At 64.6% G+C, this 24250-nt stretch carries 20 protein-coding genes; 7 read left to right on the top strand and 13 right to left on the bottom strand.

The annotated features are described in order from the left end of the window. Positions 1-117 precede the first annotated feature (117 nt). Positions 118-357, top strand: coding sequence for a GlsB/YeaQ/YmgE family stress response membrane protein (locus NFG57_RS14095; protein WP_045992930.1), 240 nt, complete (start codon positions 118-120; stop codon positions 355-357). Between the two features lie 112 nt (positions 358-469). Here the strand turns inward: NFG57_RS14095 and NFG57_RS14090 are convergent, their stop codons facing one another. From NFG57_RS14090 to NFG57_RS14080, 3 genes are all read right to left on the bottom strand, one after another. Beyond that, positions 470-1888, bottom strand: coding sequence for an amidase (locus NFG57_RS14090; RefSeq protein ID WP_045992929.1), 1419 nt, complete (start codon positions 1886-1888; stop codon positions 470-472). 140 nt (positions 1889-2028) lie between these two features. Further along, positions 2029-3321: a 4-aminobutyrate--2-oxoglutarate transaminase gene (gabT, locus tag NFG57_RS14085; protein ID WP_108449064.1), complete on the bottom strand. Its 1293-nt coding sequence runs from the start codon at positions 3319-3321 to the stop codon at positions 2029-2031. Between the two features lie 89 nt (positions 3322-3410). Continuing rightward, on the bottom strand, positions 3411-4850 hold the full coding sequence (locus NFG57_RS14080; protein ID WP_045992927.1) for an NAD-dependent succinate-semialdehyde dehydrogenase: 1440 nt from the start codon (positions 4848-4850) through the stop codon (positions 3411-3413). A 310-nt stretch (positions 4851-5160) separates the two neighbouring features. Between NFG57_RS14080 and NFG57_RS14075 the strand changes: the two genes are divergently transcribed. Beyond that, positions 5161-7617 (top strand): DUF1266 domain-containing protein, encoded by a 2457-nt coding sequence (locus tag NFG57_RS14075; protein ID WP_253552518.1) that lies wholly within the window; start codon positions 5161-5163, stop codon positions 7615-7617. Positions 7618-7856: 239 nt separating this feature from the next. Next, positions 7857-8483, top strand: a complete 627-nt coding sequence (locus NFG57_RS14070; RefSeq protein ID WP_231498679.1) for an NlpC/P60 family protein — start codon at positions 7857-7859, stop codon at positions 8481-8483. Positions 8484-8622: 139 nt separating this feature from the next. Here NFG57_RS14070 and NFG57_RS14065 read toward each other — a convergent pair whose 3' ends face one another. Then, positions 8623-9510 carry a LysR substrate-binding domain-containing protein gene (locus tag NFG57_RS14065; RefSeq protein WP_045992925.1) on the bottom strand — a complete coding sequence of 296 codons (888 nt, stop codon included), beginning with the start codon at positions 9508-9510 and terminating at the stop codon, positions 8623-8625. An 88-nt stretch (positions 9511-9598) separates the two neighbouring features. Here NFG57_RS14065 and NFG57_RS14060 point away from each other — a divergent pair, with 88 nt between their 5' ends. Beyond that, the gene (locus tag NFG57_RS14060; protein WP_348814578.1) at positions 9599-10819 is read left to right on the top strand and encodes an MFS transporter; all 1221 of its coding nucleotides are present in this window, start codon (positions 9599-9601) and stop codon (positions 10817-10819) included. A gap of 116 nt (positions 10820-10935) precedes the next feature. On the opposite strand, the gene msrA is transcribed toward NFG57_RS14060, so the two are convergent. Further along, complete coding sequence (gene msrA, locus NFG57_RS14055) at positions 10936-11577, bottom strand: peptide-methionine (S)-S-oxide reductase MsrA (RefSeq protein ID WP_213228857.1); 642 nt, start codon at positions 11575-11577, stop codon at positions 10936-10938. Positions 11578-11907: 330 nt separating this feature from the next. Here msrA and NFG57_RS14050 point away from each other — a divergent pair, with 330 nt between their 5' ends. Beyond that, entirely contained in the window at positions 11908-14166 is a 2259-nt protein-coding gene (locus NFG57_RS14050; RefSeq protein WP_348814577.1) for an FAD-dependent oxidoreductase, read from the top strand. A gap of 110 nt (positions 14167-14276) precedes the next feature. Then, positions 14277-14921 (top strand): CDP-alcohol phosphatidyltransferase family protein, encoded by a 645-nt coding sequence (locus NFG57_RS14045; protein ID WP_253552512.1) that lies wholly within the window; start codon positions 14277-14279, stop codon positions 14919-14921. A gap of 195 nt (positions 14922-15116) precedes the next feature. On the opposite strand, the gene NFG57_RS14040 is transcribed toward NFG57_RS14045, so the two are convergent. Beyond that, a complete protein-coding gene (locus NFG57_RS14040; protein WP_045992921.1) occupies positions 15117-15599 on the bottom strand; it encodes a peptidylprolyl isomerase in 483 nt (160 codons plus the stop codon). A gap of 220 nt (positions 15600-15819) precedes the next feature. Between NFG57_RS14040 and NFG57_RS14035 the strand changes: the two genes are divergently transcribed. Then, entirely contained in the window at positions 15820-16095 is a 276-nt protein-coding gene (locus NFG57_RS14035) for a hypothetical protein (RefSeq protein ID WP_045992920.1), read from the top strand. Positions 16096-16264: 169 nt separating this feature from the next. On the opposite strand, the gene NFG57_RS14030 is transcribed toward NFG57_RS14035, so the two are convergent. The 7 genes from NFG57_RS14030 to mnmA form a co-directional block, all read right to left on the bottom strand. Beyond that, entirely contained in the window at positions 16265-16735 is a 471-nt protein-coding gene (locus tag NFG57_RS14030) for a glycine zipper 2TM domain-containing protein (protein WP_108449068.1), read from the bottom strand. A gap of 512 nt (positions 16736-17247) precedes the next feature. Then, entirely contained in the window at positions 17248-18843 is a 1596-nt protein-coding gene (locus NFG57_RS14025; protein ID WP_108133257.1) for an isocitrate lyase, read from the bottom strand. Positions 18844-19303: 460 nt separating this feature from the next. Continuing rightward, a complete protein-coding gene (locus NFG57_RS14020; protein WP_348814576.1) occupies positions 19304-19732 on the bottom strand; it encodes a GNAT family N-acetyltransferase in 429 nt (142 codons plus the stop codon). Next, positions 19725-20912 carry a cupin domain-containing protein gene (locus NFG57_RS14015; protein WP_348814575.1) on the bottom strand — a complete coding sequence of 396 codons (1188 nt, stop codon included), beginning with the start codon at positions 20910-20912 and terminating at the stop codon, positions 19725-19727. The genes NFG57_RS14020 and NFG57_RS14015 overlap by 8 nt, the downstream gene beginning before the upstream one ends. Before the next feature lie 126 nt (positions 20913-21038). Beyond that, positions 21039-22412 carry an adenylosuccinate lyase gene (purB, locus tag NFG57_RS14010; RefSeq protein ID WP_108449070.1) on the bottom strand — a complete coding sequence of 458 codons (1374 nt, stop codon included), beginning with the start codon at positions 22410-22412 and terminating at the stop codon, positions 21039-21041. 40 nt (positions 22413-22452) lie between these two features. After that, positions 22453-23091, bottom strand: coding sequence for a high frequency lysogenization protein HflD (gene hflD, locus NFG57_RS14005; protein ID WP_045992914.1), 639 nt, complete (start codon positions 23089-23091; stop codon positions 22453-22455). Then, positions 23088-24200 carry a tRNA 2-thiouridine(34) synthase MnmA gene (mnmA, locus tag NFG57_RS14000; RefSeq protein WP_045992913.1) on the bottom strand — a complete coding sequence of 371 codons (1113 nt, stop codon included), beginning with the start codon at positions 24198-24200 and terminating at the stop codon, positions 23088-23090. Before mnmA ends, hflD begins: the two co-directional genes overlap by 4 nt. Positions 24201-24250 lie beyond the last annotated feature (50 nt).

Here is a 24250-nt window from a genome sequence, read left to right as displayed (position 1 = left end):
GTGAAGATCGTCCGCGGGCGATCGACGCGGCACCTCGCGCCCTGGTCAAGGGATTTGGTCGAAGGAGCGAGGGTGAATGATTCGCAAGTTTCCATTCAGTGACGAAAGGAGAACGCAATGAGCTTTATCGCGTGGTTGATCATCGGTGGTCTGGCGGGCTGGATCGCGGGCAACATCATGCGTGGCGGCGGCTTCGGCCTGCTCGGCAACATCGGCGTCGGCGTGGTGGGTGCCCTGATTGGCGGCCTGCTGTTCAGCCTGGTGGGGCTGTCCAGCGGCGGCTTTATCGGTTCACTGGTCACAGCGGTGGTGGGTGCCGTGGTGCTGCTGTGGGGTGTGGGCAAGCTACGCGGTTAGCGCGCTCTGATCAGCGACCGAATGGCGGCGACTCGCCGTCATCGCAAGGGGCCCGGTGCACTGCACCGGGCCCTTGTCGTAGGTGGCCCCTGCCAGGGGCCTGATGCACCGCTCAGCCGGCGCGCTGGGCCGGGTCCGGCAGGGTCGGGAAGCGCGGCGGATGTGCCTCGAGAAAGGCGTGGCAGGCGCGCAGTACCCGGGCGTCGTCGAACTTGCCGCCGGCCAGCTGGAAACCCACCGGCAGGCCACGGTCGGTGAAACCGCAGGGTACCGAGGCGGCCGGCTGCTGGCTCAGGTTGAAGGGGTAGGAGAACGGCGCCCACTCCTCCCAGTCGCGCATCTGGCTACCCGGCGGCACCTGGTGGTTGATCTCGAAGGGGCTGATCGGCACCGAGGGCGTCATCAGCAGGTGGTAGTCCTGGTTGAACTGCTCAAGACGCATGGTCAGCTCGGCTCGGGCCGCCTGGGCGCGAAACAGCTCCACGGCCTTCCACTCTTCTGCACGCAGGGCGTTCTCGTAGAGGCCGGGGTCCAGCTTGGCGCGTTCGCTGTCGCTGAGCTGCGAGACCATCTCCAGCGAGGCGGTGAACCACAGCCGCTGAAAGATCCATAGCGGCGAGGGCAGCTCTGGATCCACCTCGCAGATCTCCGCGCCCAGATCGCGCATGCGATCCGCCGCTTCTCTGACCCGTGTGGCGACCTGAGGGTCCACCTCGGCGAAGCCCAGATCGGTGGAAAAGGCGATGCGCAGTCCCTCGAGCCCCTTGCCGATATCCTGGCCCCAGTCCTCCGGCTGGCCCCGGGTGGCGTAGGGATCGACATAGTCGTAGCGGCCAATGACATTGAGCATCGCCACGGCGTCGTCGACGCTGCGGGCGATGGGCCCGATATGGGACAGCGTCGGTTCTTCCGCCGGCGGCCACTGGGGCGTCCAGCCGAAGGTCGGCTTGAAGCCGAACACCCCGCAGAAGGCGGCAGGAATGCGGATCGAGCCGCCGGAGTCGCCGCCCTGGTGCAACACCCCCATGTTGAGGGCCGCTGCGGCGGCAGCACCGCCGGACGAGCCTCCCGCGGTCAGGCGGGTATCCCAGGGGTTGCAGGTGGCGCCGAACACCCGATTGTCGGTGACCGCCTTCCAGCCGTCTTCCGGGGTGTTGGTCTTGCCCAGCAGGATGGCGCCGGCCTCTCTCAGGCGTTTCGCCGGTGGCGCGTCGGCATCGCAGGGCTCGCTTGAACCCAGCAGCGAGCCGTTGGACGTCGGCATGCCGGCCACGTTGGTCAGATCCTTGAGCGAGACCGGAACACCGTCGATCGGACTCAGCGGCTTGCCCTGGCCCCAGCGACGTGCCGACGCCTTGGCCGCCTTTTCGGCACCCTCGGCGTCGACGTAGGTGTAGGCATTGACGGCGTCGTTGAAGCGCTCGATGCGCGCAAGCGCCGCCCGGGTGGCTTCCAGGGGGGAGGCGTCGCCACTGCGATAGTGCTCCGTCAGCGCGGCAACGCCCAGAATGCCCAGTTCGTCCTCTTGCATGGTCGGGTCCCTCGCGTCCATGGATGGACCCTTACCCTAGCTTGATTCGGCATAGTTTTGCCAACCCCCACAAACGACGACGCCACCGGCGGGGCCGGTGGCGTCATCGGCTGACGGCTCAGGCCGTCAAGGCTTCACGATCAGGCGGTGGCGGTGGCTTCGCTGCCGACCAGGGCCTTGAGGTTCTGCTCGACGATGTCCAGGCCTTCCTCGAGTACCTTGTCCTCGATGGTGACCGGCATCAAGAAGCGGATGGTGTTGCCGAACATGCCGCAGGACAGCAGGATCAGGCCCTGCTCCCGGGCGCGCTTGCACAGGGCTGCGGCGAGATCCGGAGCCGGCTGACCGTCCTTGCCGTTGAGTTCAAAGGCAGCCATGGAACCCAGGTTGCGCGGGTGGACCACGGCGTCGAAGTCGCTCGCCCACTGGGCAAAACGCTTGGCCAGCTTGTCGCCCAGCGCCTGGCTCTTGGCCAGGATGTCCTCTTCCTCGAACACCTCCATCACCGCCAGGGTCGCGGCGCAGGACACCGGGCTGCCGGAGTAGGTGCCGCCCAGCGAGTTGCCGCCAGAGGCGTCCATGTGCTCGGCGGTGCCGACTACGGCGGAGATCGGCATGCCTGCGGCCATGCTCTTGGCCATGGTCATCAGGTCCGGCTTCACGCCGCTGTGCTCGATGGCGAACATCTTGCCGGTACGACCGAAGCCGCTCTGGACCTCGTCGACGATCATCAGGATGCCGTGTTCGTCACAGATCTCGCGGATCTTCTCGAGGAAGCTCTGCGGAGCGGGGTAGAAGCCGCCTTCACCCAGTACCGGCTCGAGCACGATGGCGGCGGTGTCCTTGGGGTTGGCGTCGGTCTTCAGCACCATCTTGAGGCGACGCACCGCCTCTTCCTCGCTGATGCCGTGTTCGGCCACCGGGTAGCCGGCGCGGAACACACAACCCGGCATGGTGCCGAAGTCGCTGGCGTAGGGGGCAACCTTGCCGTTCATCGCCATGGTCATGAAGGTACGGCCGTGGTAGCCGCCGTCGAAGCAGATGACGTTGTTGCGACCGGTGGCGGCGCGGGCGATCTTGACCGCGTTTTCCAGCGCCTCGGCGCCGGAGTTGGCCAGCATCACCTTGGCCTCACCGCGCACCGGGGTGATCTCTGCGAGCTTTTCGGCGACCTTCACGTAGCCCTCGTAGGGCATCACGGTCTGGCAGGTGTGCATCACCTTGTCGAGCTGGTCCTTGACCGCCTGCACCACCTTGGGGTGGCAGTGACCGATGTTTAGCACGCCGATACCGCCGGCGAAGTCGATGAAGCGGTTGCCATCGGCATCCCACAGTTCGGCGTTCTTGGCGCGGTCGGCGAAGGCGGTGGCGGGGCTGGCCGCGCCCTTGGCGACGTACTTGTCCTTGAGTTCGTTCAGCTGAGCGTTATTCATGTCGTGACTCCTTTGAGGGCACTGAATGTATAGGGTAGACGCTAGGTCCGGGACACGCAGGGCGTGCCCCGGGGAGACGGGGCTGGCCCTTAGAGGCCGCCGACACAGGCGTACTTCAGCTCTGTGTACTCATCGAGGCCATGGCGTGAACCTTCGCGACCGAGACCCGATTCCTTGACGCCGCCGAAGGGGGCGAGCTCGGTAGAGAGGATGCCCTCATTGATGGCGACCATGCCGTACTCGAGTTGTTCCATGGTGCGCCAGATACGGCGATAGTCGGTGGCATAGAAGTAGGCGGCCAGACCGAATTCGGTGTCGTTGGCCATGGCGATGGCTTCGTCGTCGCTGGAGAAGCGGAACACCGGGGCCAGCGGCCCGAAGGTCTCTTCCCGGGCGACACGCATGTCGGTGGTCACGTCGGCCAGCACCGTGGGCTGGAAGAAGGTGCCCTCCAGGGCCTCACCGCCGGCGACCAGGCGGGCACCGTTGTCGAGTGCGTCAGCGATATGCGACTGCACCTTGTCCACCGCTGCCGAGTTGATCAGGGGACCCTGAACCACACCGTCCTCGAGGCCGTTGCCGACCTTCAGCTCGCCCACGCGCTTGGCCAGCTTCTCGACAAAGGCATCGTAGACGCCGTCCTGAACCAGGAAGCGGTTGGTGCATACGCAGGTCTGGCCGGAGTTGCGGTACTTGGAGGCGATGGCACCCTCGACGGCGGCGTCCAGGTCGGCGTCATCGAAGACGATAAAGGGCGCGTTGCCGCCAAGCTCCATGGAGGCCTTCTTCACGGTGTCGGCGCACTGGGCCAGCAGGATCTTGCCCACCGGGGTGGAGCCGGTGAAGGACACCTTGCGCACTCGGGCATCGCCGGTCAGTACCGGGCCGACTTCGCGCGGGGAGCTCGAGGTCACCACGTTGAGCACGCCGGCGGGGATGCCCACGTCTTCAGCGAGCTTGGCCAGTGCCAGGGCGGTCAGCGGGGTGGCCTCGGCCGGCTTGACCACCACGGTGCAGCCGGCGGCCATGGCCGGAGCGCACTTGCGGGTGATCATCGCCAGCGGGAAGTTCCAGGGGGTGATGGCGGCGACCACACCGACCGGCTCGCGGAACACCAGGATACGCTTGTCGGGTCCGTGGCCCGGCAGGGTCTCGCCAGCCACACGCTTGGCTTCCTCGGCGTAGAACTCGACGAAGGCAGCGCCGTAGGCGACCTCGCCACGGGACTCGGCCAGCGGCTTGCCCTGTTCACGGGTCATCAGTTCGGCCAGGGCTTCCTGGTGGTCCATGATGCTGTTGAACCAGGCGCGCAGCAGGGCCGAGCGTTCCTTGGCGGTCTTGCGCTTCCAGCCGGCCCAGGCCGCATCGGCGGCACCGATGGCTTCGCGGACTTCCTCGGCGTTCAAGTCCGGCACCTCGGCCAGGGTCTCGCCGGTGGCGGGATTGGTGACGCTGAAGTGGCGATCGGCGTCACGCCACTGGCCGCCGATGTACGCCTTGTCGATGATCAGGTCCTGAACGTGGGACATGCGGGAGCTCCGGAAAGGGTCAGAGAAGAGGGGTGTTATGTCATGATTGACGAGTGTGCATTATTTGAAACATCTCGCCAAGGGCTGTGATCGGAATTTTTTACGCCCGTTCGAAGAATGCATCGATGAGGCTTGCCGGGCCCTCGAGGCCCAGGTCTGGAAGATCTATTGGCAACAATCGCCATCGGCGTGGCGAACAGTTTCCGGTACACTGTGTCGCCGACTTCTAGCTGCCCGAAGCGATGGTCCTTGGCGCCTTGTGTCAGGCCGGACCGGGCTGGCCTGACTCCGTGTTTCTGCGAGGTGAGACTTGGTTGATCCGCTCAATGCCTGGTGGGCTCAGCAACTGGTGCTGTGCGACTGGGCCTTTATGCCTGACCCCTTGATGCTGCCTGAAGAGGCGGCACGTGAGCGATTGGCCGCCCTCGAGATCCCCGACCGGGGCGAACTGGGGTGGCGCCTGCTCGAGCTCAATGCGTCGAACACGCTGCCTGCCTCCCACCTGCTGGGAGCGCTTGAGCTGGTGGCCCTGGCAGGGGCGTCGGGATGGATGTCGGCCGAGGTGAGTCGTGGCTGGGCAGCACGCCTGTGCAGCGACATCCACCATCGTCACGCAAGCCTGGATGAATGGCTGGAGGCACTCTGCGCCTCCCGCAGCGGCGAAGGCTGGCTTCGCGGCGATGAGGGCTTGCTCGATACCTGCCGGGCGCTGTCGAAGCTGGAAGGCGAGGGCGCCGGCATCACCTGGCCGTTGCTCGGCACTGCGCTGAGTCGCGAGCCTGCCGCCGCCCTCTGGCCTGACAGCCCGGAAGATCGCGTCTGGCGACTGCGGGCGGCCTTCTCGCCGGTACTGATGACGCCGGCCAGCATCGATGACTGGGACGGGGTCGAGGCCTGGCTGGGGGAAGTCTGGCAGATTCATGGCGCCGAGGATCTCAAGCGCGCCTTGCTGTGGCTGACCAGTCAGGGGGATCGCCAGGGCTGGGATATCGACGCCGCGCGGTTGATGGCGGTCAGTGCCGGCGAACGCCAGGCCTGGTGTGAGGGGCTGGCGCCACAGGAGCGCCCATACGGCCGCCTGCTGTGCCGCTACGTGGACCAGGGGGAGCCGCTGGAGTGGGCCGCCTGGGACTGGCTGAGGGCGGTGGATCTGGCCTGGGCCGGCAGCTGCATCGGCTGGCTGACACCCCAGGAAGCGTCGCTGCTGGCGCACCACGCAGGCGATCTGGTCCAGCGTCGTTACAGTGACTGGAGCGCCCTGGCGCGCTCCTATCAGCGCGGCCGTGGTCTATTCGAAGGTCAGGACAGGCTGCCGACCCTGGCAGCCGACTGGCAGTTGCTGATGGGCTCGCCGGTGAGCCCTTGGCATGGCTCGTTGCAGGAGTTGCTCGACCAGGAGCAGGTCGAGGCATCACGCCAGGCGGCCAGGCAGTGGCGCGCCTCGCCTCGCCACTGGGTGCTGGCGCTGGCCTCGGTGCGTGAACCCGAGCTGGCGGCACGTCAGGGGCCGATTCCGCCGCTGCCCCAGGCGCGTCGTGACGAGGCGCGCAAGTACCTGGCGGAGACCCTCGATCTGCACCCCGACGAGGGCGCCCGCTCACTGGTGCGCTACTGGCTGCCGGCCCAGGCCCATCATCTCAATCAGCTGGCGGCTGACGCGGCGCATCGAGCGCTGCCTTCGGCCAGAACCCCCTTTGGTGATGCGCCCCAGGCGGATCTGGCAGGTCGTGATGGCCTGGCCAGGGCGACCCGCCATTCGGCGACCATCCATATGGCCGAGAAGTATGCCTTCTACTTGCTGATGAGCATGGACAGTGAGCAGTTCGACGAGGACAGCCTGACCGATATGGCGGCGTCCCTGCGCGATGTGCTGTGTCGGTTCTACAGCACCCCCAAGCGCCTGCTCGAGGCCTGGGCGACCTGGGATGCGCTGTTGCCGGAACCGGATCAGCCTTCCTTGACCTACGAGATTCGCTGGCACCTGGACGATCCGGGTAGCCTGTTCCACTGGCTCGAGTGGCGCAGCGGCGATTGGCGCGAGCCTGGCGAGCGTCCGAGCCTGATGCACTTTACCGCGCTGTCGCTGGTGGGACCCTTGAACACCGCCGCCTGGAGCCTGCCGCAGCCGGAAAGCGACCGGGAAGGGGCTTCGATCCTGGAGTGGATCGATGGACACTACGGCCTGCACTCCGCCACCGAGCTGATCGATTTCGTGCGCTTTCTGCTGGACGCCGGTGATCGCCAGGAATATCAGATCAACTACGCGCCCTACACCCTCAACAGCGCGCGCCTGAATTCCGAGATTGCGACCCTGGAGTCCGGTGAGTGCAACGAGGAAGAGCGCAATCACCTGGAGCGCCTGCTGCGGGTACGTGACAACGCCGACCAGTGCAATGACGTCGACATGTGCGCCTGGGACCTGGCCCAGGCGGTCGACCTGGCGATCGCCGGTCGCCAGCTGGGCTGGCTGGCTCAGCAGGACTTCCTGGCACTGCTCGAGCGTGCGCACCAGTTGGCGTCGGAGCACTACGCCGGTTGGCAGGAGTATGCCCGGGGTCTCTATGCAGGATTTTCGTTCTTCATGGGGGAAACCCCGGAGCGCGAAGCGTTTCTGGCCAGCTTCCGCCAGGCGCTGGTGGCCTGGCTGTCGGGCGCTCCGCCCCTCGCCGGCACCTGGGCCAGCCTGGATTTCCCGGGTGCGCGCCCCCGCCATTGGGCACCGCTTCACATCGATACCTTGCCGGGAGATGGACGAACCCTGCACTGATCGTCGCGAAACAGCAGAAAAAAACGCCAAAAAATTGTCCTGATCTATCGTCAGATCGGATAATTTTGGCTAGTATCGTGTTGATCTTTCGTCAGGCCTCCCATCAAGAAGGAGGCCGAATTGTCAAACTTGCAGCTGAGGGGCGTTATGGTAGTGACACGAGTGCGTCACTTCCACAGCGGCTCTTGGGCGCCGGCAGGCCGTCAGCCAGCCGGTTCAGGGAATGAGGTGTGTGTCGCATGAGCGTCGCCCAGACAAGCCGCGTGACAGCGGCGATGGTGTTGCTTGGCCTGCTGTCAGGCTGTGCGGCATCGAACTACCAGAATACTGCCGATAACGACTACTTTTCCCGTGATATGCCGAGCCTGGCCGAACGCGCCGCCTCGCGCATGTCCCCGCTGGAGGACCCAGCGGCAGGGGGAAGCTTCCTTGAAGATCCCGCCGCTGCCATCCGCGAGGCGCTGATGGCGGAGCACGATCGCTGGGCGGGTACGCCCTATCGTTTCGGCGGCACCGGCATGAGCGGCATCGACTGCTCGGCGCTGGTGCAGAACATCTTCAGCGACGCCTTCCAGGTGCAGCTGCCGCGCACCACCGGCAGCCAGGTGCATACCGGCGAACCGATCACGCGTGATCAGCTGTCACCCGGCGACCTGGTGTTCTTTCGTCCTCCGGGCAACCGCCACGTCGGCATTTACGTCGGCCAGGGGCGCTTTCTGCACGCCTCATCGTCGCGCGGTGTGATGATCTCCAAGCTGGATAACAGCTACTGGCGCCGCTACTACTGGCAGGCGCGTCGACCGCTGGAACCTACGCGGTTGAGTATGCGCCAGTTCGCCTACAGCCCGGCGGGCATGGGCGGCTGAAGCGTCCTCGGCGCCATCGACGTCGCCACCACAACGGGGCGAGCCTTTCACTGGGCTCGCCCCGTTTGCGTTGGGTAGCATTGGTGCTTGGCTGGCGAGGCCTCGGCCAGTCCTTGGCGAGCCTTCGGCGCCTCCAGGGCTACAACGAGTCGCGTTGCGACAGGGCGTAGTCGATAAAGGCGCGCTCGGCGCGTGACAGGTAGCCCTGGGGCTGCCAGGCCAGCGACAGGGTCAGCCAGGCGGCGGGGTCAAAGGGCACCGCCGACAGGTCATCTTCCTCGATCACCCGGCGCAGAAAGGTGGTGATGCCAAAGCCCTGGCGGACGATGGCCTTGGTCAGCGGGATCAGATTCGACTGGAACGTCAGGCGGGGCTGGATATCCAGCCGTCGGGCCATGGCGTCGACAAACTCGCGGTGAAAATAGCCGTCCTGAAACAGCACCAGCGGCTCGCTCAGAAAGGCTTCCGGGGTCACGCTGTGGCGTGCCGTGAAGGGGTGGTCCCGGGGCGTGCAGACCACCATCTCGGCGCGCAGCAGGGCCTCGGTTTCCAGTTCGCAGGTACTGCCATCCTCGACCACGATGCCCAGGTCCAGCTCGCGTGCCTTGATCATTGCCTGCAGTCGCCGGGCGCCCGCCTCGATCACCGTCATGCGGATGCCAGGGTGGCGTGCGGCAAAGCCCATCAGCAGCGGCGGCAGATAGTAGGAGCCCAGCATCGAGGGGATGCCGATGCGCACTTCGCCCTTTACCAGGCCGTTGAGTTCCTTCAGCGCCAGTTCGGTGGCACTGGCGTCGGCGAGCAGCCGTCGGGCATGTTCCAGCAGCACCTCACCTTCTGGTGTCAGTCGAACACGCCGATCATGGCGCTCGAACAGACGAGTGTCGAGGCGTCGCTCCAGGCCTGCGATGGTCTGGCTGACGGCGGACTGGGCGATGTGACGCGCGCGGGCGGCGGCGCTGAAGCCGCCGTGGTCCACCACCGCGACAAACAGCGACAGCGAGCGCAGGTCAAAGGGTAGCGACATAAGGGAATGTGATGGATAGCATCATTTTCTTCTGTTGGTGTGATGGTAGTGAAGCATGGAAGATGGGCGAGGCCAACCGGAGACCGCCATGATTCACGCCAATACCCCTGCCTGGCGCAGGGCGACCCTCGCCCTGTGTCTGGGCTCGATGCTGGTGTTCATCAACCTCTACGCCCCCCAGCCATTGCTGCCGCTGCTGCGCGATACTCATGAGGCTTCGACCTTGAAGGTGGGCCTGGTGATGTCGCTTGCCACCCTGACCCTGGCGCTATCGTTGCTGGTCTATGGGCCCTTGTCCGACGCCATCGGGCGGGGCGGTATCATGCGTGCGAGCCTGTCGGTGGCAGCTCTCGCGACACTGTTGGCGGCATTTGCGCCTGGGCTCGACTGGCTGCTGGTCGCTCGCGTGCTGCAGGGGGTCGCCCTGGGAGGGCTGCCGGCGGTGGCGATCGCCTGGATGGGCGACGAGTTCTCGCCGGAGGCGATGAGTCGAGCCGTGGGGCTCTATATCGCGGCCAATACCCTGGGCGGTATCGGTGGTCGCGTGCTGGGAGGCGTCATCGGTGAATGGTATGGCGTCCAGGCGAGCTTCGTGGCGGTTGGCGGTTTGACCCTGGTGGGCGTGGCGGTGTTCTGGTGGCTGCTACCGGCGGCCAGCGCCTTTGCCCCTCAACCCTTTCGAGTGGGGCACGCCTGCCGCCAGATGCGTGGCCACCTGGCCAACCCATGGCTGCTGTCGGCCTATCTGATCGGTGGTCTCAACTTCCTGGTGTTCATCAACCAGTACAGCTACATGACCTTTCGTCTGGCCGAGGCACCCTTTGCTCTCGGGCCCCGCTGGCTGGGCCTGCTGTTTCTGACCTACCTGGGCGGCACTCTGGGCTCGACGTTATCTGCCAGGGTCGTCGCCAGAGCGGGAGCGCCCGCCACCATGGGGTTGGGCGTTGTCATCATGATGCTGGCGCTGGGTCTGTCCCTGATACCGATGCTCGCCGTCATCATTGCCGCCTTGACCCTCAGCGCCTTCGGCTTCTTTCTGTGCCACGCCACCGCTTCGGGCTGGGTCGGTCGCCAGGCCCGCGAAGGACGAGGCGGCGCATCGGCGCTCTATCTGGTGTTCTACTACCTGGGGGCGAGTCTCGGGCCGCTGTGGCTCGAGCCGTTCTGGCTGTGGCGGGGCTGGCCAGGGGTGGTGGCAGCCAGCTGGCTGGTGCTGGCGACCACGGGCTGGCTGTCCTGGCGGCTAGGAAAGCGGCTGCAGCGTGTACAACACCAGCGAGTCGTCGAGCGTCGACTCGAACACGTATGAGTACGCTACAGCGACGCTGTTGCTGATAGGTTGCAGATGCGTTGCAGAGACCGATCGACCTTGGCTCGCACCAGGGTCGATCGGTGTGTCATGACGTTGCTGTCAGCGCCGCGCCGTCAGGATGCTGCGGACGAGGCAGGCACGTCGTGGGGCATGGCTTCGTCTCCCCAGATTTCCTCGAGTCGATCAGGACGGCCGCAGGCGTTCTTGTAGAAGGTGTAGCGCACCTTGTTCTTCTGGTAGTAGTTCTGGTGATAGTCCTCGGCCGGATAGAAGGTGCCGGGATCTTCGATGGTGGTCTCGATCGGCTGGTCGAAGCGCTCGGCGATGTCCGCCTTGCTGGCCTCGGCCAGTTCGCGCTGTTCATCGTTGAGTGGCAGCAGGGCGGAGCGATAGGAATCACCTTCATCGCAGAACTGACGGTTGGCGACGAAGGGATCGATATTGCGCCAGAAGACGTAGAGCAGATCCTGGTAGCTCACCGTGTCGCTGTCGAAGGTGACTTCCACCACTTCGGCGTGTCCGGTGCCCCCCGCGCTGACGGTTTCGTAGGTGGGATTATCGGTGTTGCCCGCCGCATAGCCAGAGACGGTAGCCTCGACGCCATCGATCTTGTCGAAGGCGTCCTCGACACACCAGAAACAGCCTCCGGCGAAGATGGCCTTTTCTTCGGCGGCGAGGGCGGGGGTCGTGGAAAGCACGGCACCAGTCAGCAGGCCGGCCAGCAGGAAGGTACGCTGATTGAAGGGATATCGCATTCGTAGGCTCCGTCAGGATGGCGTCATTGTAAGGTTCGAGTAGGGCAGTTCCCGGTTGGTTCAGTCATTGTGGCAGGCGCATCCTTACATGCGCTGTCGATAAGGGGATGATTTTTTGCATTTTCGGTCGTAAGGCTCGGTCGCCTGTGCGCGACCCAGGCAGACTGCTACTCTCGATTGCATCCCGATAGCCGGCCGCACAGCTCCTGGTAACGTCATCGTCTCGTCGCAAGACGGACGCAGGACAACGGGCGTCGCTGCTGCTGGCCACGGCTACCTATCGATCATCGACCCGATCATCGACACCAGTTGACCTAGAAGGAGACGCGGGTGACCCGTAACAAATGGATCTTGCTGGCACTGATTGCCGTCGCCGTGGTGGCGTTCTTTGTCACCGGCGCCAACGAGGCCTTTACGCTGGACGCGATCAAGGCCCAGCAGGCGCAATTTCAACAGTGGTTCCACGAGGACCCCTGGACCGTGGCCGGTGGCTTCTTCGCGGTCTATATCCTGATGGCGGCGCTGTCGCTGCCTGGGGCGGGGTTGCTGACGCTGCTGGCGGGGGCCTTGTTCGGCTTCTGGATCGGTCTGGTGCTGGTGTCCTTTGCCAGTTCGCTGGGCGCGACCCTGGCCGCGGTGATCGCCCGAACCCTGCTGCGCGAGACGCTGGAGACGCGCTTCTCGCGCCAGCTGGCGCGAATCAACGGCGGCATCGAGCGCGAAGGCGCCTTCTACCTGTTCACGCTGCGGCTGATTCCGATCTTCCCCTTCTTCGTGATCAACCTGGTGGTCGGCCTGACCCGCATGCGTCTGTCCACCTTCTATTGGGTCAGCCAGCTCGGCATGCTGCCGGGTACCATGGTGTTCGTGAATGCTGGTCGGGAACTGGGTGAGCTCGAGTCGCTGGCGGGCATCCTGTCGCCAGGGCTGATCCTGTCCTTTGTGTTGATCGGCTTGTTTCCCTGGATCGCCAAGGCGGTGGTGGCGGTACTCAAGCGTCGCCGGCTCGCCGCCGAATACCAGCGCCCGTCGCGTTTTGACCGGGATATCGTGGTGATCGGTGCGGGCTCGGCGGGCCTGGTGGCAAGCTATATTGCCGCGGCGGTGAAGGCTAAGGTGACCCTGGTGGAGCGCCACCGCATGGGCGGCGACTGCCTCAATACCGGCTGTGTGCCGTCCAAGGCATTGATTCGCGCCGCTCGCGCCGCCGAGGACATTCGTCGGGCGCCGTCCTATGGTGTCAGCGCCGGTGAGCCAAGCGTCGACTTCGCCGCTGTGATGGGCCACGTCCACGGCGCCATCGCCGAGGTCGAGCCCCATGATAGCCCGGAACGTTATCGGGGCCTGGGCGTCGATGTGGTCGAAGGAGAAGCCAGGCTGCTCGATCCCTGGCGGGTGCAGGTTGGCGAACAGGTGCTGACCACCCGTCACGTGATCATCGCCAGCGGTGCCCGCCCCAGAGTCCCGCCGTTGCCGGGGATCGAGGATATCGAGGTGCTGACCTCCGACAATCTGTGGGAGCTAAAGGCATTGCCGAAGCGCCTGGTGGTGCTTGGTGGTGGTCCGATCGGCAGTGAACTGGGCCAGAGCTTCGCCCGGCTGGGTAGCCAGGTCACTCTGGTGGAGATGGGCCCGCAACTCTTGCCACGCGAAGACGAGGACGTCGCCAGGGAGGCGGCTCAGGGGCTCGAGGCCAGCGGCGTGACGCTGTGCCTGTCGACCCGGGCGCTCAAGGTGGTGGCCGGTGACGGTGATCTCCATCGACTCGAGATCGAGGTCAACGAGGCAGGCGAGACACGTATCGAGCAACTGGAGTTCGATCAGTTGCTGGTGGCGGTGGGTCGACAGGCCAACGTCGAGGGGCTCGGGCTTGAAGAACTGGGCGTGGGCACTCGAGACAACGGCACCCTGGACGTGGATGGCGGGCTGCAGTCAGTGCTGCCCAATGTCTGGGCCTGTGGCGATGTGGTCGGGCCCTTCCAGCTGACCCATGCCAGCGCCCACCAGGCCTGGCACGCCACCGTCAATGCCTTGTTTGGCGAGTTCAAGCGCTTCAATGTGAGCTATCGGGCGCTGCCGGCGGTCACCTTCTGTGACCCGGAGGTGGCGCGCGTGGGGCTCAACGAGCGCGAGGCCAAGGAGCAAAAGGTGCCCTTCGAGGTCACCCGCTATTCCTTGTCCGAGCTCGACCGGGCCATCGCCGAGGGCGATACCACCGGATTCGTCAAGGTGCTGACCGTACCAGGCAAGGATCGCATTCTCGGTGCCACCATTGTCGGTGCTGGCGCTGGCGAGATGCTGGCGGAGTTCACCCTGGCAATGACCCGCGGTATCGGACTGAACAAGCTGTTGGGGACCATCCACCCGTACCCGACCCATTCGGAAGCCGTAAAGGCCGCCGCCGGGGTGTGGAAGAACGCGAACAAGCCCGAGCGGGTCCTGGGGTATCTGGAGCGTTACTTCAATTGGCGGCGAGGCGGGGGAGACGACGCCGATTCTTCAAGCCAGCCGGTGACGGGAGACAGAGCCGGTGCGAGCCCCGAGCGACACGAAGCATCGTCGCTGTCCTCTGCCCAGTCCAACGACTGAGCGAACCGCCCAGGTAGTAGCCTGGACCTGAAGACACAAGCGGTGGGCCCTGGCCCGCCGCTTGTGCTTTCCTTCTACCGAACCGACGTTTTACTGCTGACGAGACTTTTATGCTGGATCGCTGGACCATGCCCAGAACCCAGGCGCCCCTGGCGCCTCTGGTCAAGATGCTGGAGCGCTGCAAGGTGACGCCTGATCAGGTGACTCTGGCGGGATTTCTTATCGGCTTGCTGGCACTGCCGCTGCTGGCCGTTCAGGCCTATGGATGGGCACTGGCGGCGATCCTCCTCAATCGACTCGCCGATGGCCTGGACGGGGCGCTGGCGCGCCGTCGGGGTACGCCCAGCGATGCCGGGGGATTTCTCGATATCGGGCTGGACTTCGTCTTCTACGCCGCGGTGGTGCTCGGCTTTGCCCTGGCCGACAGCGAGCGCAACGCCTTGCCGGCAGCGCTGCTGCTGTTTGCCTTTATCGGCACCGGGACGTCCTTTCTGGCCTTCGCCATCATGGCGGCGCGCCATGATCTCGAGCGCCCACGCTTCCAGCGCAAGGCCTTCTACTATCTGCACGGCCTGACCGAAGGTACCGAGACCGTGCTGGCGCTGGTGGCCTTTTGTCTGTGGCCGGCGCACTTTCCTGTGCTGGCAGGGCTGTTCGCCGCGGCCTGTCTGCTGACCACCGCCACTCGGCTATGGGGCGGCTATCATACCCTCAGGGCAATCGAGCGAGGCGCTGGCGCCGAGGACAGAAGCTGATCCCCGGTCGTGGCTCGCGAGGCGAGGGGCCTTTCATCAGACGTGATACTCAGACACGCGAAAGGGCAGCCTGGGCTGCCCTTTCTCTTGACCATGCCGGCTGTTGATCCTGCTGGCGCTTGATCCTGCTGACACCTGATCTTGCCGGCACTTGATCATGCATGCTCGTGGTGCTTCCGACGAGCGTAGCGCTGATCAGTGCTCGTGGCCGCCTTCGCCGTGCACGTGGCCGTGCTCGATTTCTTCCTGGCTGGCTTCACGGACTTCGGCGATCTCGACGTCGAAGTTCAGGTTCTGGCCGGCCAGCGGGTGGTTGCCGTCGACGGTGACGGTGTCGCCTTCGACCTGGGTCACGGTGACCATCAGCGGACCGCCCTGGGTCTGCGCCTGGAACTGCATGCCCGGCTCGATGCTCTCGACACCCTGGAAGGCGTCACGCGGCACTTCCTGGACGAGCTGCTCCTGTACTTCGCCGTAACCTTCGGCGGGGGCAACCTTGGCGTTGACCTTGTCGCCGGCGGCCTTGCCTTCGAGTTCCTTTTCCAGACCCGGAATGATGTTGCCGGCGCCGTGGAGGTAGGTCAGCGGCTCGCGGCCTTCCGAGCTGTCCAGCACTTCACCTGCATCATTGGTCAGGGTGTAGTGGAACGCGACAACGGAATTTTGCGCAATTTGCATTGATGAACCTTTGGTGAGTGCGTGTGAGGACGCATGGTAACGCGTGGGTGCTGGGGCTGTCAGGGGCGTGGGACATTTTTCACCTTGTGTGGTCATATCCTGAACGGTATTCACGCGCGCCCTCTGCCACCTTCGGGTTGTTGCGCAGTATCGGTGGTGGGGATACCCTCTTGTGAGATTTTTCGATTCTGCCTTTCACGCTTTTCTTGCGGAGCTGAACATGACGCTATTTGTGATCTGGGTGCTGGCCTTTGCGGTACTGCTGGCGGTGATGATCAAGGCCTGGGACAAGGGCCTGAGCTGTGCCCTGGGCAGCCTGCTGCCGGCGGTACTGCGCAGTGACGATGACCAGTGGATCTGGTGCCCCGCCCTTGCCGTGCTGGGGGCCACCTTCATCGTCTTCCCCATCGATATGCTGATGACACTGCTGGTGATCGGCATCATCGCCCTGGTGGGCTGCAAGCTGGGCTGCTGGGTGATGGGCAAGGTCCACTAGTCGGTGGTGACGTGAATCACCTGGTGTTCACCTGGTGATCACCGAAAGGGCCCTGAGGCGGATACGCCTCAGGGCCCTTTGTATGTAACGCAGAGATGTTTGCGGCGGAGCGAAGTGCTGTTGTCGCTTACAAGGACAAGCCCCTTTCGCGAGCGCCTTCGTCAAGCCCTCAGTAGGGGGCAACACTCTGACGTGAACCGCTGCCGATCAGGCGAACACGCTGCCCCACCTGGAAGGCCTGGTCTGCCTTCTGCACGACGACCACGGTCTGGCCGCTGTCCTTGCGAATCTCCATCTCCCAGGCGTCGGTGCGGTTGACGCCTTTCTCGATCTGGTTGCCGGCCACGGCGCCACCGATGGCACCTGCGGCGGTGGCGATGGTGCGACCGGAACCGCCGCCGACCTGGTTGCCGAGCAGGCCACCGATCACCGCGCCACCACCGGTGCCGAGGATGCCGCCGGCGGAGCTTTCACCCTGGATCTGGACGCGACGCAGGGCGGTGATGGTGCCGAACTGCACGTTCTGGGCGGTCTGTGCCTGGTTGCCGGAATAGACGTTGCCCGAGTACTGATTGGTGGCGGTGCAGCCGGCAAGCACCACGACGCTCAGCGCCAGGACAGGAAGGATGGAAGTTTTCATGGCGATTCTCCTTGAATGTCTTCTGCGCCGCATTCTGAACGCATCGGTTCGGGTCACATTCGCTTGTAGTGGTACCGCACCAAAGTTCGCAAACGCTGTTCGAAAATAGTGTAACGCCTGTTTGGAGGCTTTGACAGGGCGATGGTTCCCCGGATCCAACGATGATCGGGTCTCGTCCGTCCCATGTTGGACGTCCGCCTGCCGCCTGTCGCCCTTGTCGCCCCGCGACTGCCACTGAGTCGCGCCGACAGCGCTTTCCTGACATTCATCATATGCCGAACCGGACCTGCCAGGCCAATGAGCATCGGAGGGAGTCGCACGGCTATTGCTGTCGGACTCGCTGAAGCCAGACGTGATAGTTCGAGAGTAGGCCCTTGCCAGGGAAGAAGGAAAGGCTGGCTTGGCAGGGCAAGGTCACGGACAGCAAAAAGGGAGGCCGACGGCCTCCCTTTCTCACAGTCACAGGGCTCAGTGTCTGGGCTCAGTGACTGGGTGCCGCTGGCCCGCGATCCTTAGCCGAACTGGTTCATGGTGTTGTCCTTGCCGCCGGCCTTGAGCGCCGCGTCGCCGTGGAAGAACTCCTTGTGGTCGTCACCGATATTGGAGCCGGCCATGTCCTGGTGGCGAACGGTGGCGATACCCTCGCGGATCTCGCGGCGCTGCACACCCGCCACGTAGGCCAGCATGCCCTCGTCGCCGAAGTAGCCCTTGGCCAGGTTGTCGGTAGACAGGGCGGCCGTGTGGTAGGTCGGCAGGGTGATCAGGTGGTGGAAGATGCCTGCCTCGCGGGCGGCGTCACGCTGGAAGTTGCGCGTCCACTCGTCGGCCAGTTGGCCAAGCTCAGTGTCGTCGTAGCGTGCGTTCATCAGGTCGGCACGCTCGTAGGCGGAGACGTCCTTGCCTTCGGCTTCCCAGGCGTCGAACACCTGCTGGCGGAAGTTCAGCGTCCAGTTGAACGACGGCGAGTTGTTGTAGACCAGCTTGGCGCTGGGCACCGCCTCGCGGATGCGGTTGACCATGCCAGCGATCTGGCCGACGTGGGGCTTTTCGGTCTCGATCCACAAAAGATCGGCACCGTTCTGCAGGCTGGTGATGCAGTCCAGCACCACCCGGTCTTCGCCGGTGCCAGGCTTGAACTGATAGAGGCCGGAGGCGAGACGCTTGACCTTTACCAGCTTGCCGTTCTGCTTGATCACCACGTCGCCGTTGTCGATATCGGAGGCCGAGGAAATCTCTTCACCGTCGAGGAAGCTGTTGTACTGATCGCCCAGGTCGCCTGGCTCGTTGGTGACCGCGATCTTCTGGGTCAGGCCGGCACCCAGGGAATCGGTACGGGCCACGATCACCCCATCATCCACGCCCAGTTCAAGGAAGGCGTAACGTACGGCGTTGATCTTGGCGATGAAGTCCTCGTGGGGCACGGTGACCTTGCCGTCCTGGTGGCCGCACTGCTTCTCGTCGGACACCTGGTTCTCGAGCTGGATACAGCAGGCACCGGCCTCGATCATCTTCTTGGCCAGCAGGTAGGTGGCCTCGGCGTTGCCGAAACCGGCGTCGATGTCGGCGATGATCGGCACGATGTGCGTTTCGTGGTTGTCGATCTGGTTGGTCAGATCGTCGACCTTGGCGCTGTCACCGGCTTCCTTGGCTTCTTCTCGGGCACGGAACAGGTGGTTGAGCTCCCAGGTGTCGGCCTGGCGCAGGAAGGTGTAGAGCTCCTCGATCAGCGATGCCACGCTGGTCTTCTCGTGCATGGACTGGTCGGGCAGCGGACCGAACTCGCTGCGCAGGGCGGCGACCATCCAGCCGGACAGGTAGAGGTAGCGGCGCTTGGTGTTGCCAAAGTGCTTCTTGATGGAAATCAGCTTCTGCTGACCGATGAAGCCGTGCCAGCAGCCCAGAGACTGGGTGTAGTTGGCGGTGTCGGCGTCGTAGGCGGCCATGTCCTCGCGCATGATGGCGGCGGTGTAGCGAGCGATGTCGAGACCAGTGCGGAAACGGTTCTGCACGCGCATGCGGGCGGCGCTTTCCGGATCGATGTTGTCCCACTTGCCGCGCTGGGCTTCACGAAGCTGGGTCAGGGTCTTCAGTTCTTCACGAAAGGTCATGATCGGGCCGTCCTGATGTTGAATCGACTGTTTGGTTCGACGTTCTGATACGACTTGCCTGGCATCCATGGTCAGGGGCGGTGTCGGGGCGGTCGCTTTCGACCGGCCTTTGGCTCCAGTGGCTTGCAGGCTCTTGCGGTTGGCGTCATTGCAAGAGGATCGACTGCTCGCCATGCCATGCTGCACCTGCGAAGTGTAGTCAGGTTCCTGCACCTTGGCCGAGAAGTCTTTACGGCCTTGGTCGAATCTTGGCGGAACGGTAGAGGTCGACTACAAAGTGAGCGATCTGACTCGCCATCGAGGTCTGTCCGCTGCGCCATGGTTGTGACTATGGCCCACAGCGGCGGGGGTTCGCCATTGGTACTTGGGGGGACAAGGCGTTGTAGTCCGACTACAGGAAAGCGCCGTAGAGGCACATTCCTGTAGTCGAGTTTCCTGAACGGAGGAGCTGACGGAGAGGTCAGTCGTTCAGGGAGAGGGTCATATTGCGATGCGGAATGCCGGCGTCGAGGAAGATATCTCCCTCGGCGCGGAAGCCCAGGGCTTCGTAGAAACCGAGCGCATGGGTCTGGGCGGCGAGCTCGACGCTCGAGTGACCACGCTGTCGCGCAGCCTTGATGGTGGCGCGCATCAGCGCCACGCCGACGCCGAGTCCACGGGCTTCGGCAAGCACCGCGACGCGACCGATATGGCCATCAGGCAGCAGTCTCGCCGTACCCAGTACACGCTCGTCCTGGCGCGCCAGGAAATGCAGGCAGTCGGGGTCGAGGCCGTCCCACTCTTCCTCGATCGGCACCTGCTGTTCGATGACGAAGACGCGATAGCGAATGTCACCGGCCGCTTCCCCCAGTTGTTCCCAGCTTCCCTGTTCGATCACCACCTCAGGCATCGTCGTCCTCCATGTCGTCAACCGGCCAGCCAAGGCTGCCGGAGTCGAACAGCCGTGTCAGCACCTCGGCGGCGCCGGGGTAGTCGAGCAGCGAGGCGTCGAACTCGCCGCGGTTGGCGATCTCGCGGGCCAGCGCCAGATCGCAGTCGATGCCGTCGCCGTCGGCAAACAGGGTGGCCCGGTCGTCCGCCAGCGCGTGCCAGGCGAAGCGAGAGCCCGGCGCGGCCACCAGCACTTCGCCTTCCTGTAGTGCAGCAACAAGCTCGTCTGGCGCCGTCGGTGTCTCGCTGGGCTCGAGCTGGTCCACGTACTTGGGCTGGGTCATCACCCGGCCGAACCACTGGGCCATCTGGGCCGGATCGTCCAGGGTCTCGAGGATCAACTGGCGCATGCGTGACAGCGCTGCCTGATCGAGTTCGCCCGGGTCCTCGGCCGGGGGCATTCCGGCATCGCCGTAGCGGCGAGAGGGGGGTTGCTGCTCACCCAGGTAGTCGGCGAAGGAGGTGATCGCCTCGTCCGCCGAGGGGGCGCGAAAGCCCACCGAGTAGGTCATGCAGTCATCGCTCTGACTGACCCCGTGGTGTGCCCAGCCGGGGGGCAGGTAGAGCATGTCGCCGGGCTCCAGCACCCAGTCCTGTTCGGCGTTGACCTCGAAGGTCTCGAGGATACGCAGGTCGATGCCGCGCACGATGGGTGCGTCATCGGCCACCTTGCCGCCAAGCTGCCAGCGGCGCTGACCGCTGCCCTGGAGCAGGAAGACATCGTACTGGTCCAGGTGCGGGCCGACACTGCCCCCCGGAGGCGCGTAGCTGACCATGATGTCATCCAGGCGCCAGCGCGGCAGGAAGGTGAAGTCCTCCAGCAGGGTGGCCACCTCCGGCACATAGTGATCCACCGCCTGTACCAGCAGTGTCCAGTCGCGCTCCGGCAGGCGGGCGAAGGTGGCCTCGTCGAAGGGGCCGTGGCTGACCTGCCAGGGTCCGTCGGGGCCCTGTTCCTCGACCAGGCGTGTCTCGATGTTGTCCTCGCAGGCGAGCCCGGCCAGTTCGTCTGGCGTCAGCGGGTTGTCGAAGTCGGGGAAGGCGCCACGGATCAGCAGCGGTTGCTGTTGCCAGACATCGCGCAGGAACTCTGCCGATGTCAGGCCGCCCAGCAGGGTGAGGGGGGTATCAGTTGACATGAGGAATCCTGATGGTGATTGGGAGTAGCGGGCTAGGTATCGGCCCCGGCCCCGAAGAGAGGGCTCCAGAAACGCCTCACCCCACCGATTGGCGGGGTGAAGCGGGGTTCTGTCAGCGGCTCCGGCTCAGTGCTGCGGCAGGGCGCGAGCCTGCTCGACGGCATTGCCGATGTAGTTGCCGGGGGTCAGCTGCTTGAGCTCTGCCTTGACCTCGTCGGGCAGTTCCAGACCATCGATGAAGGCGGCGAAACCGGCCTGGTCGATGCGCTTGCCGCGGGTCAGCTCCTTCAACTTTTCGTAGGGCTTCTCGATGCCGTAGCGACGCATCACCGTCTGGATCGGCTCGGCCAGCACTTCCCAGCTGGCGTCTAGGTCCTCGGCCAGACGCTGGGGGTTGGCCTCGAGCTTGCCGATGCCTTTCAGCGAGGCCTGGTAGGCGATCAGGCCGTAGGCCAGACCGACGCCCAGGTTGCGCAGCACGGTGGAGTCGGTCAGGTCACGCTGCCAACGGGAGATCGGCAGCTTCTGGGCCAGGTGGGCGAGGATGGCATTGGCCAGGCCCAGATTACCCTCGGAGTTCTCGAAGTCGATCGGGTTGACCTTGTGCGGCATGGTCGAGGAGCCGATCTCGCCGGCCACGGTGCGCTGCTTGAAGTAACCCAGCGAGATGTAGCCCCAGACGTCACGATCGAAGTCGATCAGGATGGTGTTGAAGCGACAGACCGCGTCGAACAGCTCGGCGATATAGTCGTGGGGTTCGATCTGGGTGGTATAGGGATTGAAGGTCAGGCCCAGGCCTTCGACGAAGGTGCGAGCGTTGGCCTCCCAGTCGATGTCCGGGTAGGTGGCCAGGTGGGCGTTGTAGTTGCCCACGGCGCCGTTGATCTTGCCCAGTACCTCGGCGCTTTCGATCTGCTTGAGCTGGCGGCGCAGACGGTAGGCCACGTTGGCCATTTCCTTGCCCAGGGTGGTGGGGCTGGCGGTCTGGCCATGGGTGCGCGACAGCATTGGCACGGCAGCGTGTTCTTCGGCCAGACGGGCGATCTCGTCGGCCACCTGGCGCATGGTCGGCAGCAGGCTGTCGAGGCCATCGCGCAGCATCACGCCGTAGGACAGGTTGTTGATGTCCTCGCTGGTGCAGGCGAAGTGCACGAACTCGGTGACGGCATGCAGCTCTGCATTGTCGGCAATGGCTTCCTTGATCCAGTACTCGACCGCCTTGACGTCGTGGTTGGTGGTGCGCTCGATGTCCTTGATGCGCGCCGCGTCGGCTTCGCTGAAGTTCTTGACCAGGCCATCCAGGAAGGCTGTGGCGGTGGCCGACAGCTCCGGCACCTCGGTGATCTGCGGGTGCGCGGCCAGGCGCTCCAGCCAGCGGATCTCAACGATGACGCGGGCGCGGATCAGGCCAAATTCGCTGAAGTGTTCACGCAGTGATTCGGCCTTGCTGCCGTAGCGACCGTCGACGGGAGAGAGGGCGGTGAGAGCGGAGAGTTGCATGGCGGTTTTCCGGTACGGGTAGGAAAGGAAGATCGAGCGATCAGAGGGTGTCCAGGGCGCGCTTGAGGCTGCCCCGCTGGAAGATCAGCTTCCAGCGACGTCCGCCCTGCTGGTGCCACAGCAGGCCGAAGCGAATGCCGGAGAGCAGGCAGGCGCGGACCCGCTCCGGCATCATCCGGCTTTGTAGCAGCGAAGGGTCGCCCTGGACCACGATTCGGTTCTTGAAGGTGGAAAGCGTCTGCTGGTAGGCCTCGCCGAGGCTCGCCACGACGTTCTCGTGGGTCGGACCGAAGTGTTCGGCCTGGCCCTGGATACGGGTCAGGTGGGTGCCGAGCGCGTCCATCATGTCGGGCTGGGTGCGCAGCTTGTTCATCAGCAGCATCAGGCTGAAGCCGTAGCGCATCACCACCGGGTTGGCCTGGCGTCGGCCGAGCACTGCCTCCAGGGTCTCGAGCCCCAGGCGCAGATTGTTGGGATGCCCGCCATAGATGGATTCGAAGGTTGGCGGGTTGGTTTCCAGGGTGGCGGTGATCTGGGTGTCCCAGGCGCGGCTGTCGACCTGGCCGGTGCGCGCCAGCTCGTCGACCAGATGGGCGGCCTGAAATACGCCGGCCAGGGCGATCGCCTGGCGAGCCGCCGGGGACTCGGGGGCGCGGTGGATAGGTACCGAATCGGTCATGCCGCTCGCTCCTCGGCGTTCCAGGTGGACCGGATGACGCCGCCGCCGAGGCAGACGTCACCGTCGTAGATGACCAGCGATTGGCCCGGTGTCACGGCCCGCTGTGGGTCGTCGAAGTGTACCGCGACGCCGCCATCGGCCCGGGTCGTCAGCGTGCATGGCACGTCGTCCTGACGATAGCGGGTCTTGGCGCTGAAGCGCCCCTCGGCGCAAGGCGGTTCACCGGCGACCCAATCCATCGCCTCGGTGGCCAGGCTGTCGGTGTACAACAGGGGGTGATGCTTGCCTTGAACCGCGATCAGCACGTTGCGCTCGAGGTCCTTGCCGGCCACGTACCAGGGGTCTTCCGAATAGTTGGCGAGACCGCCGATGCCGAGGCCCTGGCGCTGGCCCAGGGTGTAGTACATCAGGCCCATGTGATCGCCGATGACGTCGCCGTCCGGTGTCTCGATGGTCCCCGGCTGGGCCGGCAGGTACTGCTTGAGAAAGTCGCTGAAGCGGCGCTCGCCGATGAAGCAGATACCGGTGGAGTCCTTCTTCTTTGCGGTAACCAGATCGTGCTGTTCGGCGATGGCGCGAACCTCGGGCTTTTCGATCTCGCCCACCGGGAACAGGGTGCGCGCGATGGCGGCTTCCGGCACGGCGTGCAGGAAGTAGCTCTGGTCCTTGTTGCCGTCGAGTCCCTTGAGCAGTCGCGGGCGGCCGTCGCGCTCGCCGCGGCGAACATAGTGACCGGTGGCGATCATCTCGGCGCCGAGCATCTCGGCGTAGTCGAGGAACACCTTGAACTTGATTTCGCGGTTGCAAAGGATATCGGGATTCGGTGTGCGTCCGGCCTTGTACTCGGCGAGGAAGTGCTCGAACACATTGTCCCAGTACTCGGCGGCAAAGTTGGCCGTGTGCAGGGGGATGTCGAGCTTCTTGCACACCGCTTCGGCGTCCGCCAGGTCTTCCATGGCGGTGCAGTATTCGGTGCCGTCGTCCTCATCCCAGTTCTTCATGAACAGCCCTTCCACCTGATAGCCCTGTTGGATCAGGCGGAGGGCGGAAACGGAGGAATCGACGCCGCCGGACATGCCGACGATGACTTTGCCGGTGGACGCTGACATAACGACTCTCGGAGTGGTGGGGCAAATGGGCGGTGATTATACACGAATTG

Source organism: Halomonas sp. H10-59, from assembly GCF_040070555.1.
In the GTDB taxonomy this organism is placed as follows: Bacteria; Pseudomonadota; Gammaproteobacteria; order Pseudomonadales; family Halomonadaceae; genus Halomonas; species Halomonas litopenaei.
The sequence above is the reverse complement of the archived record's forward strand: the minus strand, read 5'-3'. Positions and strand labels throughout refer to the sequence as shown.

Coding starts and splice junctions, on each gene's coding strand:
- NFG57_RS14095 (WP_045992930.1), top strand. CDS start 118: ATGAGCTTTATCGCGTGGTTGATCATCGGTGGTCTGGCGGGCTGGATC.
- NFG57_RS14090 (WP_045992929.1), bottom strand. CDS start 1,888: ATGCAAGAGGACGAACTGGGCATTCTGGGCGTTGCCGCGCTGACGGAG.
- gabT (WP_108449064.1), bottom strand. CDS start 3,321: ATGAATAACGCTCAGCTGAACGAACTCAAGGACAAGTACGTCGCCAAG.
- NFG57_RS14080 (WP_045992927.1), bottom strand. CDS start 4,850: ATGTCCCACGTTCAGGACCTGATCATCGACAAGGCGTACATCGGCGGC.
- NFG57_RS14070 (WP_231498679.1), top strand. CDS start 7,857: ATGAGCGTCGCCCAGACAAGCCGCGTGACAGCGGCGATGGTGTTGCTT.
- NFG57_RS14065 (WP_045992925.1), bottom strand. CDS start 9,510: ATGTCGCTACCCTTTGACCTGCGCTCGCTGTCGCTGTTTGTCGCGGTG.
- NFG57_RS14060 (WP_348814578.1), top strand. CDS start 9,599: ATGATTCACGCCAATACCCCTGCCTGGCGCAGGGCGACCCTCGCCCTG.
- msrA (WP_213228857.1), bottom strand. CDS start 11,577: ATGCGATATCCCTTCAATCAGCGTACCTTCCTGCTGGCCGGCCTGCTG.
- NFG57_RS14045 (WP_253552512.1), top strand. CDS start 14,277: ATGCTGGATCGCTGGACCATGCCCAGAACCCAGGCGCCCCTGGCGCCT.
- NFG57_RS14040 (WP_045992921.1), bottom strand. CDS start 15,599: ATGCAAATTGCGCAAAATTCCGTTGTCGCGTTCCACTACACCCTGACC.
- NFG57_RS14035 (WP_045992920.1), top strand. CDS start 15,820: ATGACGCTATTTGTGATCTGGGTGCTGGCCTTTGCGGTACTGCTGGCG.
- NFG57_RS14030 (WP_108449068.1), bottom strand. CDS start 16,735: ATGAAAACTTCCATCCTTCCTGTCCTGGCGCTGAGCGTCGTGGTGCTT.
- NFG57_RS14025 (WP_108133257.1), bottom strand. CDS start 18,843: ATGACCTTTCGTGAAGAACTGAAGACCCTGACCCAGCTTCGTGAAGCC.
- NFG57_RS14020 (WP_348814576.1), bottom strand. CDS start 19,732: ATGCCTGAGGTGGTGATCGAACAGGGAAGCTGGGAACAACTGGGGGAA.
- NFG57_RS14015 (WP_348814575.1), bottom strand. CDS start 20,912: ATGTCAACTGATACCCCCCTCACCCTGCTGGGCGGCCTGACATCGGCA.
- purB (WP_108449070.1), bottom strand. CDS start 22,412: ATGCAACTCTCCGCTCTCACCGCCCTCTCTCCCGTCGACGGTCGCTAC.
- hflD (WP_045992914.1), bottom strand. CDS start 23,091: ATGACCGATTCGGTACCTATCCACCGCGCCCCCGAGTCCCCGGCGGCT.
- mnmA (WP_045992913.1), bottom strand. CDS start 24,200: ATGTCAGCGTCCACCGGCAAAGTCATCGTCGGCATGTCCGGCGGCGTC.